The sequence below is a fragment of the Vagococcus lutrae genome (assembly GCF_023299185.1).
Taxonomy (GTDB): Bacteria; Bacillota; Bacilli; order Lactobacillales; family Vagococcaceae; genus Vagococcus_A; species Vagococcus_A lutrae.
In genome coordinates, this window is sequence record NZ_CP097017.1 from 1,594,208 (window position 1) to 1,608,784 (window position 14,577).

Annotated in this window: 13 protein-coding genes; all 13 read left to right on the top strand. The window is 37.4% G+C overall.

Going from position 1 to position 14,577, the window contains the following annotated elements; all coding sequences use genetic code 11:
- Positions 1-12 precede the first annotated feature (12 nt).
- Positions 13-444 carry a competence type IV pilus minor pilin ComGF gene (gene comGF / locus M2919_RS07720; protein ID WP_248848577.1) on the top strand — a complete coding sequence of 144 codons (432 nt, stop codon included), beginning with the start codon at positions 13-15 and terminating at the stop codon, positions 442-444.
- Positions 431-898 carry a hypothetical protein gene (locus tag M2919_RS07725; RefSeq protein WP_248848578.1) on the top strand — a complete coding sequence of 156 codons (468 nt, stop codon included), beginning with the start codon at positions 431-433 and terminating at the stop codon, positions 896-898. Before comGF ends, M2919_RS07725 begins: the two co-directional genes overlap by 14 nt.
- Before the next feature lie 249 nt (positions 899-1,147).
- Positions 1,148-3,823, top strand: a complete 2,676-nt coding sequence (locus M2919_RS07730) for a calcium-translocating P-type ATPase, PMCA-type (protein ID WP_248848579.1) — start codon at positions 1,148-1,150, stop codon at positions 3,821-3,823.
- A 161-nt stretch (positions 3,824-3,984) separates the two neighbouring features.
- Positions 3,985-4,413, top strand: coding sequence for a hypothetical protein (locus M2919_RS07735; RefSeq protein ID WP_248848580.1), 429 nt, complete (start codon positions 3,985-3,987; stop codon positions 4,411-4,413).
- A gap of 199 nt (positions 4,414-4,612) precedes the next feature.
- The gene (queG, locus tag M2919_RS07740) at positions 4,613-5,776 is read left to right on the top strand and encodes a tRNA epoxyqueuosine(34) reductase QueG (protein WP_248848581.1); all 1,164 of its coding nucleotides are present in this window, start codon (positions 4,613-4,615) and stop codon (positions 5,774-5,776) included.
- A 60-nt stretch (positions 5,777-5,836) separates the two neighbouring features.
- Positions 5,837-6,472: a uridine kinase gene (gene udk, locus M2919_RS07745; protein WP_023607084.1), complete on the top strand. Its 636-nt coding sequence runs from the start codon at positions 5,837-5,839 to the stop codon at positions 6,470-6,472.
- A gap of 145 nt (positions 6,473-6,617) precedes the next feature.
- The gene (locus tag M2919_RS07750) at positions 6,618-8,033 is read left to right on the top strand and encodes an AcpB/EbpR/MafR family transcriptional regulator (protein WP_248848582.1); all 1,416 of its coding nucleotides are present in this window, start codon (positions 6,618-6,620) and stop codon (positions 8,031-8,033) included.
- 172 nt (positions 8,034-8,205) lie between these two features.
- Positions 8,206-9,474 carry an NCS2 family permease gene (locus M2919_RS07755; protein WP_338065015.1) on the top strand — a complete coding sequence of 423 codons (1,269 nt, stop codon included), beginning with the start codon at positions 8,206-8,208 and terminating at the stop codon, positions 9,472-9,474.
- Positions 9,475-9,553: 79 nt separating this feature from the next.
- Positions 9,554-10,747, top strand: a complete 1,194-nt coding sequence (locus tag M2919_RS07760) for a competence protein CoiA (RefSeq protein ID WP_248848586.1) — start codon at positions 9,554-9,556, stop codon at positions 10,745-10,747.
- 46 nt (positions 10,748-10,793) lie between these two features.
- Positions 10,794-12,605: an oligoendopeptidase F gene (gene pepF, locus M2919_RS07765; protein WP_248848587.1), complete on the top strand. Its 1,812-nt coding sequence runs from the start codon at positions 10,794-10,796 to the stop codon at positions 12,603-12,605.
- Between the two features lie 56 nt (positions 12,606-12,661).
- The gene (locus M2919_RS07770; RefSeq protein WP_248848588.1) at positions 12,662-13,681 is read left to right on the top strand and encodes a zinc-binding alcohol dehydrogenase family protein; all 1,020 of its coding nucleotides are present in this window, start codon (positions 12,662-12,664) and stop codon (positions 13,679-13,681) included.
- Positions 13,682-13,706: 25 nt separating this feature from the next.
- A complete protein-coding gene (locus tag M2919_RS07775; RefSeq protein WP_248848589.1) occupies positions 13,707-14,387 on the top strand; it encodes an NAD(P)H-dependent oxidoreductase in 681 nt (226 codons plus the stop codon).
- On the top strand, positions 14,388-14,564 hold the full coding sequence (locus M2919_RS07780; RefSeq protein ID WP_248848590.1) for a hypothetical protein: 177 nt from the start codon (positions 14,388-14,390) through the stop codon (positions 14,562-14,564).
- The last annotated feature ends 13 nt before the right edge of the window (positions 14,565-14,577 follow it).

The window sequence follows — 14,577 nt, forward strand, 5'->3', positions numbered from 1 at the left end:
CCCGCTTCTTTTTTGCTATATTTAGTAACTTACATCGAAACATTGATTGGCATACTTTTGCTGATTGCAGGCACTTACTTTTTTTCAACCATCATGGCTCAAACAACGGAGCTTTTTCAGCCTAAATCAGCCCAAAACTACTATGAATGGCAAACGTTTTTACTACAATTAGAACAAGAATTGAAAAATAAAAAGGAATGCCAAGTTGTAGCTAATAGCTTAGTGACCAAAGAAAAAACCCCAGATGGCTCAGAAGCTATCGTTCAGTATGAATGGTACCGAACAAAAGTAAGAAAAAGACGAAATGGTATGGGACATCACGTTTTACTTACGAATGTAGAAAAATGGACGCTTGATAAACAAGCGAGTCATTTAATGATAGAGGTCGTTTTTTCTGATGGACATCACTATTCAGGGGGTGTGTTAATAGATGAAAAAGAGTAAGCCGTATCATGGAATGGTCTTGTTTACTGTACTAGCCTTGCTTAGCATCTATTTTGCAGTGGTCTTTCAGTTTGTTGGATTTTATCGTGAACACCAAACTCAATTAAGTCAGCTCGTTCATTTTTATGAGATGAAAACATTGGTCAATTTGAGTTATCGACGAGTATCGTCTCAAGAGGTTATCCATGACCAAACCCTAACCTTTAATAAAGGACGCGTGATATTTGAACCACATACTGATGAATGGTGTTTTGAGGTAAGTTTAAATACAGGCGAAACGCGGCGCTTTTATCATACCCCACCTCAGTTATCTCATACAGAAGAAACAAGTGATACTGAAAATACTGAAAATACTGAAAATAAAGAAGAATCAGTCAAAGAACCAGTCAAGGAACAAACCACCGTTTCTGAAACCGAGAAAACATGTTCGACAAGAGATGATATTGATGAGTGAGCGTGCAGGCATGATACAAGATCGTAACGTAACATATTAATTGCAAGATTCTCATTATCGTGTATAATTAAGGATGAATCAACTCATAAGGGAGTAACTGGCGATTAGTTCGTGGCAACATCACCATCACTGAAAGAAATTTCTGGTGTTGTCTTAAACAGTGAGACTTATGTATGGACAAATTGCTCATACATAGGTCTCTTTTTATTTTTTTATGAGAAAATATACATGAAAATAGGAGGAAAAAAGATGTCAGAACATGAACGTAAGAAACAATTAGTGGATACGTTTTATACACAAACTGAAGAAGATGTTTTGAAAAAACTGGAAACATCTGCTCAAGGTTTGAGTAGTGCGGAAGCTGAGAAGCGTTTGTCAGCTTATGGTGCCAATGAACTGGATCAAGGTAAGAAGAAAAGTTTATTTTCAAAGTTTCTTGATCAGTTTAAAGATTTAATGATTATTATCTTAATCGTTGCGGCTGTATTATCAGGTTTTATGGGCGATTCTGCTGAAGCAATTATGATTATTTTAGTTGTATTATTGATGGCAATTTTTGGTGTGGTACAAGAAGCGAAAGCGGAGCAAGCAATCGATGCTCTTAAAAGTATGTCAACGCCAAATGCGAATGTTTTACGTGATGGAAACGCCAAAGTTGTTAAAAGTACCGAAATAGTACCGGGAGATGTGGTCTTGCTAGAAGCAGGAGATGTTGTGCCGGCAGATATTCGCTTGATAGAAGCGAATTCACTGAAAATTGAGGAATCGGCATTGACCGGAGAATCAGTTCCAGTTGAAAAAGACAGTCAACAGTTGATAGAAGCGGATGCTGGAATCGGTGACCGTGTAAATATGGGTTACATGAATAGTAATGTTACCTATGGTCGTGGTGTAGGTGTCGTCACTGGTACCGGGATGAACACTGAAGTAGGTAAAATTGCGACGATGTTAGCAGACGCAGATGAAACGAATACGCCACTGAAAGAAAACTTAAATGAGTTAGGTAAGTGGTTAACCATCGCTATTTTAGTCATCTGTGTGGTGATGTTTGGTGTAGGGATGATGAATGGTGGTAAGACATGGGTTGAAATGTTACTAACTTCTGTTTCATTAGCTGTAGCGGCTATTCCAGAAGGATTACCAGCGATCGTTACGATTGTTTTAGCACTTGGTACACAACGAATGGCTAAGCGTAACTCTTTAGTCAGAAAGTTACCAGCGGTAGAAACATTAGGAAGTACGGATATTATTTGTTCAGATAAAACAGGAACGTTAACTGTCAATCAAATGACGGTTGAACAAATTTTTACGAACAATGAAATTCATGCAGAAAGTGATACAGTTCCAACGGATAATTTAACGTTAAAAATTATGAACTATTGTAATGACACGAAATTTTCTTCTGAAGGAGAGTTAATTGGTGATCCGACAGAAACGGCGTTAATTAAATTTGGATTGAAACATGCATTTGATGTGCGTGAAGCCTTAAAACAAGAGCCACGTGTAGCAGAGCTGCCGTTTGACTCTGAACGTAAATTGATGACGACTTATCATCAACTAGCTGACGGTCGTTTCTTAGTAGCAACTAAGGGAGCGCCAGATGAATTGTTAAAACGTTGTATATCTTATGATGTAAATGGCGATATTCGTCAAATGGACGATGCACAGCGTGACTTAATCTTGTCGACCAATACACAACTTGCAAAACAAGCACTGCGTGTGTTAGCAATGGCTTATAAAATTGTCGACTATGTTCCAGAAAACTTAGTACCAGAAGAAATTGAAAAAGATTTAATTTTTTCAGGTCTTGTCGGAATGATTGACCCAGAACGTGAAGAAGCAGCTGAAGCCGTTCATGTGGCAAAACAAGCGGGGATTCGTCCTGTGATGATTACAGGCGACCACCGTGATACTGCCGAAGCGATTGCGATTCGCTTAGGTATTATTGAAGAAAACCAACATGAAGCTGTTATTACAGGGGCTCAGTTAAATGAAATGTCAGATGATGAATTTGCTAAACGCGTTCATGAATTTTCAGTATATGCGCGCGTGTCACCTGAACATAAAGTAAGAATTGTTAAAGCATGGCAAACTGAAGGTAAAGTAGTGGCGATGACGGGAGACGGTGTCAACGACGCGCCTGCTTTAAAAACAGCTGATATTGGGATTGGTATGGGAATTACCGGAACGGAAGTATCAAAAGGTGCTAGTGACATGGTACTAGCGGATGATAACTTCTCAACTATTATCGTAGCAGTTGAAGAAGGACGTAAAGTCTTCTCAAACATTCAAAAAACGATTCAATACTTACTGGCTGCAAACTTAGGGGAAGTTTTAACACTATTTATCGCGACGTTATTAGGTTGGGATACGCTACTACCTGTTCATCTATTATGGATTAACGTGGTAACAGATACCTTCCCAGCGATTGCACTTGGTTTAGAACCAGCTGAACGAAATGTGATGCAACAAAAACCACGTGGTCGTAATTCAAACTTCTTCTCAGGTGGTGTGTTAAGCAGCATTATTTATCAAGGGATTTTAGAGGCAGGCATTACGTTAGGCGTTTACTTATTCGCGATTGCGTACCCTGTTCATCAAACATACAATGAAATCCATGCTGATGCGTTAACAATGTCCTTTGCGACATTAGGCTTGATTCAATTATTCCATGCCTTTAACGTAAAATCTGTCCACCAGTCACTCTTTAAAGTGGGGCCATTTAGAAATAAGAGCTTTAACTATGCTATTTTGTTATCGTTCATTCTATTAGCCATTACGATTGTGGTTCCAGGATTTAATGATTTATTCGAAGTCGCTCATTTGGATACACATCAATGGGCAGTCGTTGCCGGAGCATCCTTCTCAATTATCCCGATTGTAGAAATTGTGAAGTTCTTCCAACGTAAGACGTTATATAAATAAAGAGTACAGAATAAGATAATTTTGACTGACATTCGTTGAAAAACGGATGTCAGTTTTTTATTAGGCTAATAAGGCTAAAAAAGTGATGCGAATGATTGCGTTGTCACTGTAAAATTTGATATAGTAAGTAGGCAAAAGAAAAGAAAGATGAGGCAAGAAAAATGCGAGGAAATTTAACTTACTATGTTCAAAAAATTAATGATATTGTGACATTGACTGAGCAAACGGGTGAAGAAATGAATCCGTTTTTTGAAACACTTAGAGGAGCGATTGATGAAGATACGTTATCAGAACTTACATCTTCTCAATATGAAGAGATTAAAGCTGCCTTTGCGAAAGGAACGGCTGTGTACGAAGCACAACTAGCTGTCATTAAAGACTTACGTCCGCCAGCAAGAGTTTTAGGAATCCATAAAAAGCTAGAAAAAGCTTATAGTCAGTATGTTTTGGCGTGCCAGTCGATGGTAGAATCGATAACAGATGAGTCAGTAGATGTGAATCAATTTAATGAATCAGAAACAAAACAAGATGCAGAAACGGATACGATTGCTTTTTGTATTCAACGCATGACACAATTACTTTTAAAATAACCCTTGTTTTTTACTGGACAATTCATGCGAAGCCGTGTATGATGTATGTATAACCAACAACAACCTTTTTATTTTTCATTTTACTCTCATCCTAAAGAGTAAAATACTCCTTTTTCCACTGCTGATATGATTAGCAGTGGTTTTTTTGTGTTATGATAAAATAAGTTAAATGACATGACTAGTAAAGTGAGGTTTGAATATGACAGCGACGTTAAAAAAACAAATTATAGCAGAGAGTAAGAAGATAGGGATTGATAAGATTGGCTTTACTGATGCTAGTCCATTTGCTCACTTAGAAGAAAGTCTTCATGAACAAAAAGCTGCGGGACATACGACAGGTTTTGAACATCCAGTGATTGAGGAACGTCTTTATCCGGATAAAATATTTGATAAACCCGTTTCGATTATCTCGATTGCTTTAGCTTATCCTACTAAAATAAAAGAGAAAGCCCCTCGTGTGAGAGGTGAACGACGAGGTAGTTTCGCTCGTGCTTCTTGGGGGACAGACTATCATGATATTTTGCGAGACCGTATGGCAAAATTAATTGCCTTTATTGAAGAAGTCGCGCCTAACTCTGCAGAACTTTCATTTAAACCCATGGTCGATACGGGGGAATTGATTGACGTAGCTGTGGCACAACGAGCAGGGTTGGGTTTTATTGGAAAAAATGGTTTGTTAATCACGGAAGAATTTGGCTCCTACGTTTATTTAGGCGAAATTATTACGAATATCCCTTTTGAACCAGATACACCGATTGAAAATCAATGTGGCAGCTGTACAAAGTGTATTGATTTTTGCCCAACTAGTGCGCTACTAGGAGACGGTCGGATGAATGGTCAGCGTTGTCTATCTTATCAAACGCAAACGCGTGGAATGATGCCGGAGGAGTATCGAGAGAAAATCCGAACTGTCATCTATGGGTGCGATATTTGTCAGCAAGTTTGTCCGTTTAACAAGGGCAAAGATTTTCATTTTCATGAAGAAATGGAGCCTGATCCAGAAGTCGTGACACCACTTTTAACACCGTTATTGACGATAAGTAATCGTGAGTTTAAAGAACAATTTGGTTATTTGGCTGGGTCGTGGCGTGGGAAGAAACCTATTCAACGTAATGCTATTATCGCACTTGGCAATGCGAAACAAACGAGTGCTTTGCCAAATTTACTAGCATGTGCGGAAGAAGATCCCCGCCCAGAAATACGTGGTACGGCTTACTGGTCGATTGGTAAAATTGGTTCACCATCGAACGATGCTCTTGTTTCTTTTTTATTAGAACGATTTGAAAAGGAAGAAAATGAAGAAGCGCGTATAGAAATTACGAAGGTCTTAAACAATTGGGACATCGATGATAAAAAACGTTGATTGTTCGCATTAGATAGTCTAATATAATAACAGACAAGTGATGAAAGAGGTAAGCGACGCATGAAAAATAAAAAGCGCCCTGTTTTAATAGGGGTAACGGGTGGTTCAGGAAGTGGGAAGACAAGTGTAAGTCGAGCCCTTTTAAAAGAATTTACAGACGATCATTCGATAGTCTTGTTTGAACAAGATTCTTATTATAAAGATCAGAGTCATTTATCGTTTGAAGAGCGATTAAAAACGAACTATGATCATCCTTTAGCTTTTGATACAGATTTGTTAATTGAGCATTTAACAGATTTGTTAAACTATAAAAGTATTGATAAACCTGTCTATGATTACGATGCGCATACGCGTAGTACGGAGTGTGAACATCAAGAGCCACGAGAAGTAATTATCATCGAAGGGATTCTAATTCTAGAAGATGAACGCTTGCGCGATTTGATGGATATTAAAGTTTATGTTGATACAGAAGATGATATTCGTATCATTCGTCGGATTAAGCGTGATATGGAAGAGCGTGGACGCACACTTGATTCTGTTATTCATCAATATCTCAGTGTAGTAAAACCAATGCATCACCAGTTTATTGAACCCACTAAAAAGTATGCGGATATTATTATTCCGCAAGGTGGCGAAAATCAAGTAGCGATTGATTTGTTGACGACAAAAATTGCGAGTATTTTAGAAGCACGTTAGGTCTCATGAGACTTAACGTGTTTTTTAATAGGCAATATCATGTTATACTAAGGGCAAAAAGTGAGGGTGACTTTTAAAAATGGACTTACTGTCTTTATTAGATCAACGGGAAAAAAACCACGTACTCATTATAAGAAGAGTTTTGATGAACGGTGGAAAAATGACAGCAAGTGATTTAGAGCGAGTATTCGATTTGAGTTATAATACTTTAGTGAGTTATTTAGAAGAAATCAGGGACACAACTAAAAATTTAAGAGCCGGAGTTGAAATTGACGTACATCGGAATACGATTGAGATTGATATGGATGAAATGGTTCCTATTTCTACTTTAATTGAGCATTACTATCAACAAGCTATTAATATTCGTTTGATTAAGCATATTGGTTATTCTAATGTTATGACTAAACCATTATTGAGTAAAAAATTAGGTATCAGTGAGTCATCCGTCCAGCGCCGAGTGTCTCAAATTAATCAGCAAATTAAAGGATTTGATATTAAAATTTCAGCAAATAGATTCGTTGGACCTGAGCTACAAATACGTTATTTTTTATATAATGTATTTTCCAAAATTGATATGTTTCAAGATACAGAAACGTATCAGTCCGTTTATTTATTGGCGCAGAAAATTCAAAAGGATATAATAGGTTATAATGATGAAGCGTTGTTGTACCCTTTGATAGTATGGCTTTACATTGCTAAGAAAAGAATGCATATAGCGAATATCAGTCGTATTAATTTGTCTCAAAATCAAATAAAAGAAATTAAAAAAGATGATTTATATCTTAAAATTAAAAAACGCTATCAAACATTCTTTTATAATAAAAATGAAAATCATACAGAAATTGAATGTATCTATACTTACCTATTCATCATTTCAATGGGAGTGTTAGGTATAGAAGATAATTATGTACAAAAGATGTTAAAAGGTAACTTTCCTATTGATTCTTTAGTAGCACCTATTAATAAGAAATTAATGAAAACATTGGAAAGTTATTTTTCTGTATTAACTAAGCGAGATGCTGTCCGTCAAGATGTTAAATATCAATTGATTCAAATGCACTTGCACATGGTGCTATTTGATGGTCTCGGGGTCTATTTTGATAATCAAACATTAGAGAAAAAAGTTCGTAGCTATTTAGATAACTATGTTGATAATATCGCAACGGAAATGTTGCAGATTTGTTTAGACATATTGGAAAAAGATTTATCAAATGAAGTATGGCAATTAGCATATTATCGTTATCAATCGATTGTTTATGATTTGATTTTGGAGCAAGATGAACCGATTATTATTGGCATTGATTTTCGTTTGAATTACATTTTGCAGCAAAATATGATTCAGCGTCTGACGCGTTTTTTAGATGTTAATGTCAAATTAGAGAAAGTCATGGCGAATCAATCATATGATTTAGTGATTACGAACTATGATAGTACTAAGAAAAGCTTTCATAGCCTATATACCTATCGCATTGCAGAATTTGAAACAGAGTACGATCGACGAAAGATAATGGCTTTGATTGAGAAGATTGCTTTAGAGCGAATTAAACAAACAACACGTTGAATGATTAATGTGATAGCGATTGCATTAATTTCGAAAATGTGCTATCTTAAAACTATAAGTTAAACGTTTTACTAATTAAATAAACTCTTGTCTAAATGTATAGGTGGGTGGGCTAACGCTACCCGTCTATACTTTTTTATTTAGAGAAAATGATTAAAGGAGTATGTTAAAAATGGAAAAAGTAAGTCAAGAGCAAGTGAAAAAAGATATTATTGGCGGTTTAACAGCTTTTTTCGCGATATCTTATGTCATTATTGTCAACTCAATGATTTTAGCAGAAGCAGGGATTCCACCAGAGTATAGCGTGTTTGGGACAATTTTTATTTCGGTTATTGGGTCATTAGCGATAGGCTTAGTGAGTAACGTTCCGATTGTGATTACCACAGGAATGGGTGTCAATTCCTTTTTTACGTACACGCTTGTTATCGGATTAGGTCTTAATTGGCAAGAAGCGTTAGCGGTCAGCTTCTCAGCAAGTCTTATTTACTTGGTAGTGGCATTAACATCCTTGAAAGATAAACTGAACGATGGTATTCCGGATAATCTTAAGCATGGTATTACAGCAGGAATTGGAATTTTTCTAGTGTTAGTTGGACTGGAAAAAGGGGAAATTATTGTACGAGGCGAGCATACTTTTATGACGTTAAATAGCTTTTCTTCACCTACCTTATGGTTGACATTAGGGTCGTTAGTATTGACTTTATGGTTATTTTTAAAAAACATTCAAGGCAGTTTTTTTATTGGGATTATCGCGACCACTATTTTCGCGAATCTTTTTGGCTTAGTGCCGGATGCAGCCCACAGTTTTAGTTTAAGTGCTTTTCAAAATTATCCGACAGTCCTAGCTAAACTGGATTTTTCTTCATTTTTTAGTTTGGAATTCGTGCTAGGGACATTTTCTCTGGCGATGATATTAGTCTTTGAATCTATTGGTCTTTTTAATGGACTACTTCCAGAAATTGAACGAAAGCAGTTTAATAAAGCATTTGTCGTCAATGGTGTGGTCATGCTTTTATCCAGTGTGTTAGGGACGAGTCCTACGATTCCAGCCGCTGAAAGTGCGACTGGAATTCAAGAAGGAGCAAAAACAGGGCGTATGGCGATAACAGCAGGTGCCTTGTTCGGCGCAGCTATTTTTGCTATCCCACTATTATCGTATATTCCTAGTGCAGCGCTAGCGCCAGTGATTATTATGACAGGTTGTTTAATGATGTCTAACCTTCAACATATCAACTTAAGTGATATGACTGAGTGGTTTCCAGCGTTTATCATGATTGTCATGATGGCTTTTACTATGAGTATCTCAGATGGACTTGCTTTTGGTTTTGTTTCCTATCCGCTAGTTAAACTGTTTTCAAATAAACAAAAAGAAGTCAGTATGACGTCGTGGATAGTATCAGGATTGTTCTTCTTATATTTACTTGCAAAAATTTGGCTATAACAATGAAGTGAAGCGATTTTATCGTTTCGCTTTTTTATTTTGCGTATTTATAAAGTGAGGAATAAAGAGGGGGAGTTGGATGTTCGTTGCGCGAGATGAAAAAGGAAGACTCATTGAGATTTGGCGTTTAACGCAGACTGAGATTAAGGAATTAAAAGGAAATAAATTCTTTTGCCCGGTCTGTCAAAGAGAAGTGCTATTGCGACAAGGTCAGAAGACACGGGCTCATTTTGCTCATTATGAGGAGGGAAAGTGTCATGTGAGTAAACAAGCAGAATCTATAGAGCATATGACGGGAAAACAACTCTTAGCAAAATGGTTAAGTGAGGCTTCGTATCTGACTGTGGAAATAGAAAAATATTATCGCCGCATTCAACGTCAAGCTGATTTAGTCGTGAATCAACAGTTGGTAGTGGAATATCAGTGTAGTCCAATTTCAATAGAACAATTAATAGAACGAACACATGATTATCAAAAGATTGGGTTATCTGTTATTTGGATTTTAGGCTCTCCTCTTTTTTTAAAAAGAAAGTTGAAGAGTTTACATGTGCTAACTAGTTATTTCTCATTGACTTATCAGCGTCATTTTTTTCAATTAGATGTCTCTCAAAAAGAGCTCGTGCTGTATCATCATTTAGATACGTGTACCGATATGAAGAGCGTGTCAGCGCATAAATATGTTATTTCCGAACGAGGTCAGAGTCTCTTTGATTTATTTACAGCCTCAGTGTCATCTAACAGCTTGTTTGAGTTAAAACCAGTGACAATAGAAAGCGAACGCTTGATTCATCTCATTCAGCAAGAGCGTCAACGTTTACAACGACGTCTGATTTATCCGTCTGTTTCAGTCAAACATTTGCAAACACAGTTGTACAATCAGAAGACGCATATTATGGGATTGCCACCGGCTTTCTTTTGGATGCGACATCATTGGTTGGATAATCGAATGAGTAGTTTATCACTACTCGTGGCAATGAAAACAAACTTCTATAAACGATCATTTATATCTCATCATCATCTAGTCAATCAGTTAGATTGTTTGTTTCAAGACTATGCATTGGATACGGATTCCGCTAGAGCAAAAATGTCTTTTTATTTTTATATCCATGCTATTTTGAAAATGTGGGAATCAACAGGTTATATGCAGCAATTATCTGACGGCTATCGCATTGAGCCTAAGCTACATCGTTGTGTGTCAGAAAGTGATTTTAATCAACAATTACGTCACGAGATAAACGATTTATCTTATTACCTGATGTTTCCTAAACATTGAAAGTTATGATAAAATGAGAAGAAAGAGAGAAGGGAGTTATAATTATATGAGTACACCACATGAATTACCAAAACGTGACGCACTTCCAGTAGAAGTGACATGGGATTTAACGAAGATTTTTGAAAATGACGAGGCGTTTGAAACGGCTCTTAAAGAATTTGAAGCAAAAATACCAGAGGTTCAAGCTATAAAGGGGACATTGGCGCAAGGAGCTGACGCATTTAAAAAAGCTTTAGACTTAACGTTAGCCCTTTCTCGTGAGCTAGAAACGTTGTATGTTTACTCTCATTTAAAGAATGACCAAGATACAGCAAATGCTTTTTATCAAGGCATGAACAGTCGGATGGAAAGCATGATTGCTAAAACAAGTGAAGCTATTTCATGGTTGCAACCAGAATTATTCGAACTAACAGATGAGCAAATCTGGGCGTATTTTGATGAACTTCCAGAATTAGAAATTTATCGTCACTATATTACCTCTATGCTAGCAGACCGTCCACATGTTTTATCAGAACAAGAAGAAGCACTGTTAGCCGGTGCAGGTGAGATTTTTGGTTCAGCAGGTAAGACGTTCTCTATCTTAAACAATGCGGATTTAGAGTTTCCAGTCATTGAAAATGAAAAAGGTGAAAAAGTTAAACTTTCACATGGTGTTTATGGACAATTAATGGAGAGTACTGATCCGAAAGTGCGAGAAGCTGCGTTTAAAGGATTATACCAAGTATATGAACAGTTTCAAAATACATTGGCAACGACGCTTTCAACGAATGTTAAAGTACATAATTACCGTGCGAAAGTTCGCCATTTTTCTTCAGCACGTGAAGCGGCATTGTCAGCTAATCACATTCCAGAATCCGTTCATGATACTTTGATTTCTGTGGTACATGAGCATTTGCCGTTATTACATCGCTATGTGGCTTTACGTAAAAAACTTCTTAAAGTAGACAGTTTACATATGTATGATATGTATACACCTATTTTAGGAGATGCGCCAATTCGTTATTCTTATGACGAAGCTGTTGAAAAATCAAAAGTCGCATTAAAACCTTTAGGGGAAGAATATGGCAAAGTCGTTCAAGAAGCTTATGAGAATCGTTGGATTGACGTTGTTGAAAATCAAGGAAAACGCAGTGGAGCATATTCATCAGGGGCTTACGATACAGTGCCTTATATTTTAATGAACTGGCATGATAGTTTAGATCAATTGTATACATTAGTGCATGAGATGGGACACAGTGTTCATAGTTACTTTACACGTTCAAATCAACCTTATGTTTACGGTGATTATTCTATTTTCTTAGCTGAGATTGCCTCAACGACAAACGAAAACATCTTAACGGAGCACTTATTAGCGACAGAAACGGATCCAAAAGTACGCGCTTTTATTTTAAATCGTTACTTAGACGGTTTCAAAGGAACTGTTTTCCGTCAAACACAATTTGCGGAATTTGAGCATTTCATTCACGAAGAAGATGCAAAAGGAGTTCCACTAACAAGCGACTACTTAAACGATTACTACGCTGATTTAAACGCGAAGTATTATGGACCAGCTGTGGAGCGTGATCCTGAGATTGCTTTAGAATGGTCACGTATTCCTCATTTCTACTACAATTATTATGTTTATCAGTATTCAACAGGTTTTGCAGCTGCTTCAGCATTAGCTGATAAGATTGTAAAAGGCGAAGAAGGTGCTTTAGATAAGTACTTGACCTATCTAAAAGCTGGTCGCAGTGACTATCCAATTGAAATTATGAAAAAAGCAGGCGTCGATATGACTCAAGCAACTTATTTAGAAGAAGCTATGAAAGTCTTTGAAGCGCGATTAAATGAATTTGAAACATTAGTGGATCAATTATAAAATTAAAAGGCCGTGACACTGTCACGGCCTTTTTTCCTAAAGAAAGGAAGAGACAAATGACAACGTATACTCAGTATGTAGTTCAACGTGACGATGATAGCTATTCTTTTGATAAAGAAGAGGTAACTATAGTACCTTGCCAAAAAGATGACGTATTGGTTAAAGTTAAAGCGATTTCAATTAATCCGATTGATACGAAAATGGCACTGAAACGTCGTGAAAATCAACCGCGTTCCGTTTTGGGATGGGATGTTTCAGGTACGATTGTCGCCTTGGGTGAAAATGTGACAGACTTTGAAGTAGGGGATGATGTATTTTATGCAGGAGCAGTCAATCGACCAGGCGGAAATGCCGATTACCATTATGTTGATAGCCGTCTGATTGCTAGAAAGCCAGCTAATTTATCTCATGCTGAAGCCGCAGCGTTACCACTCACGAGTTTAACCGCATGGGAGAGTTTATTTGAGAGATTAAGAGTTACTGAAAATCATAAGACGAATCCATCTATTCTGATTATTGGGGGTGCTGGAGGCGTAGGTTCAGTCGCTATACCACTGGCTAAAGCAGCCGGTTTGAGAGTGATTGCGACAGCATCACGGCCCGAAACAGAAGTATGGGTAAAAGAAAAAGGGGCAGATGTGGTAATCAACCACTATCATTCATTGTCACAGCAGTTAGCTGAGCAGCAAGAAGACTTGGTGGACTATCTATTATGTTTAAATCATACAGATCAACATTGGGAAGAGATGAGTCGTGTGATTGCTCCGCAAGGCCGAATCTGTAGTATCGTGGATAATCAACAACCGCTAGATCTAAGTTTGTTAAAGCCTAAAAGTGCAACCTTTACTTGGGAATTTATGTTCACTCGCTCGACTTATCAGACACATGATATGGCTGAGCAAGGGCGTATTTTAGAAGAGATTGCCAAAAGAGTGGAACAAGGTGTTCTGAAAACAACTGTGACAGAAGTGCTGAATGGCATGAATGAACATAATCTTTTAAAAGGACATCAACGAGTGGCAAGTGGTAAAATGATTGGGAAGTTGGTCATTCAAAATGAATCGACGAACGAGTAAGTAATAAAGAAAGGTCGATTTAAGTATGAAAACATTAGTAATATTAAGTCATCCTTCTGCAAATGATTCCACAACACAGCAGTTCTTTTTAAGAGGAGCACAAGCGTTGAGTGATGTGACGTGGCATTATCTTGAAGAAGCGTATCCAGACGGTCAAATAGATGTAGAGCAAGAACAAACCTTGCTTGCTGAGCATGATCGGATTATTTTTCAATTTCCGATGTATTGGTATAGTGCCCCTGCTTTCTTAAAGCAATGGCAAGATCAAGTACTTAACTCAGACTATCTTGCGCGTTGGGCTGATAAAGAGTTCGGTATTGTTGTGATGATGGGAGTGAAAGAACAAGCTTTTCGTGCTGGAGGCAGGGAACAATTCCAGCTAGATGAATTATTACGGCCATATCAAGCGATGGCTCATCATTTTAAATGGACCTATCTACCAGTCTTCCCCGTATATCAATTTGCCTATCTTTCAGAAGGCGCTCAGATGAAATTGTTGATTGCTTACCAACAATATTTAACCTTAACTCATAAAGCGACGATTCGCGAACGTAGTTTATGGTTAGAGCAATGTTTATCAGATTGTTTTCAAGCGGAAGATGACTATGCTGATGTAGTGAAGAGAGCACAGCTGCGTCTTGCGGCTAATCGTGAACAGCTAGATGAACTGCATGAGACACTAGCTATGTTTCAAGGAGGTTTATAAATGACACAATCAGACACATTATTGGAACAGCTAACAAAGGCACAAAACGAGTGTAAAGAGTATCAACAACGTGCCGTTATTAAAGCAGTCATTGATATGTTGATACACCAAGAACAACGGATTGAACAGCTTGAGGGCGAAATAGACGGCACTTTGTGGAGTCCGCAACAATGGTAATGGAATAGTAAGA

Coding starts and splice junctions, on each gene's coding strand:
- M2919_RS07780 (WP_248848590.1), top strand. CDS start 14,388: ATGACACAATCAGACACATTATTGGAACAGCTAACAAAGGCACAAAAC.
- M2919_RS07770 (WP_248848588.1), top strand. CDS start 12,662: ATGACAACGTATACTCAGTATGTAGTTCAACGTGACGATGATAGCTAT.
- M2919_RS07775 (WP_248848589.1), top strand. CDS start 13,707: ATGAAAACATTAGTAATATTAAGTCATCCTTCTGCAAATGATTCCACA.
- pepF (WP_248848587.1), top strand. CDS start 10,794: ATGAGTACACCACATGAATTACCAAAACGTGACGCACTTCCAGTAGAA.
- udk (WP_023607084.1), top strand. CDS start 5,837: ATGAAAAATAAAAAGCGCCCTGTTTTAATAGGGGTAACGGGTGGTTCA.
- M2919_RS07730 (WP_248848579.1), top strand. CDS start 1,148: ATGTCAGAACATGAACGTAAGAAACAATTAGTGGATACGTTTTATACA.
- queG (WP_248848581.1), top strand. CDS start 4,613: ATGACAGCGACGTTAAAAAAACAAATTATAGCAGAGAGTAAGAAGATA.
- M2919_RS07725 (WP_248848578.1), top strand. CDS start 431: ATGAAAAAGAGTAAGCCGTATCATGGAATGGTCTTGTTTACTGTACTA.
- M2919_RS07750 (WP_248848582.1), top strand. CDS start 6,618: ATGAACGGTGGAAAAATGACAGCAAGTGATTTAGAGCGAGTATTCGAT.
- M2919_RS07735 (WP_248848580.1), top strand. CDS start 3,985: ATGCGAGGAAATTTAACTTACTATGTTCAAAAAATTAATGATATTGTG.
- M2919_RS07760 (WP_248848586.1), top strand. CDS start 9,554: ATGTTCGTTGCGCGAGATGAAAAAGGAAGACTCATTGAGATTTGGCGT.
- M2919_RS07755 (WP_338065015.1), top strand. CDS start 8,206: ATGGAAAAAGTAAGTCAAGAGCAAGTGAAAAAAGATATTATTGGCGGT.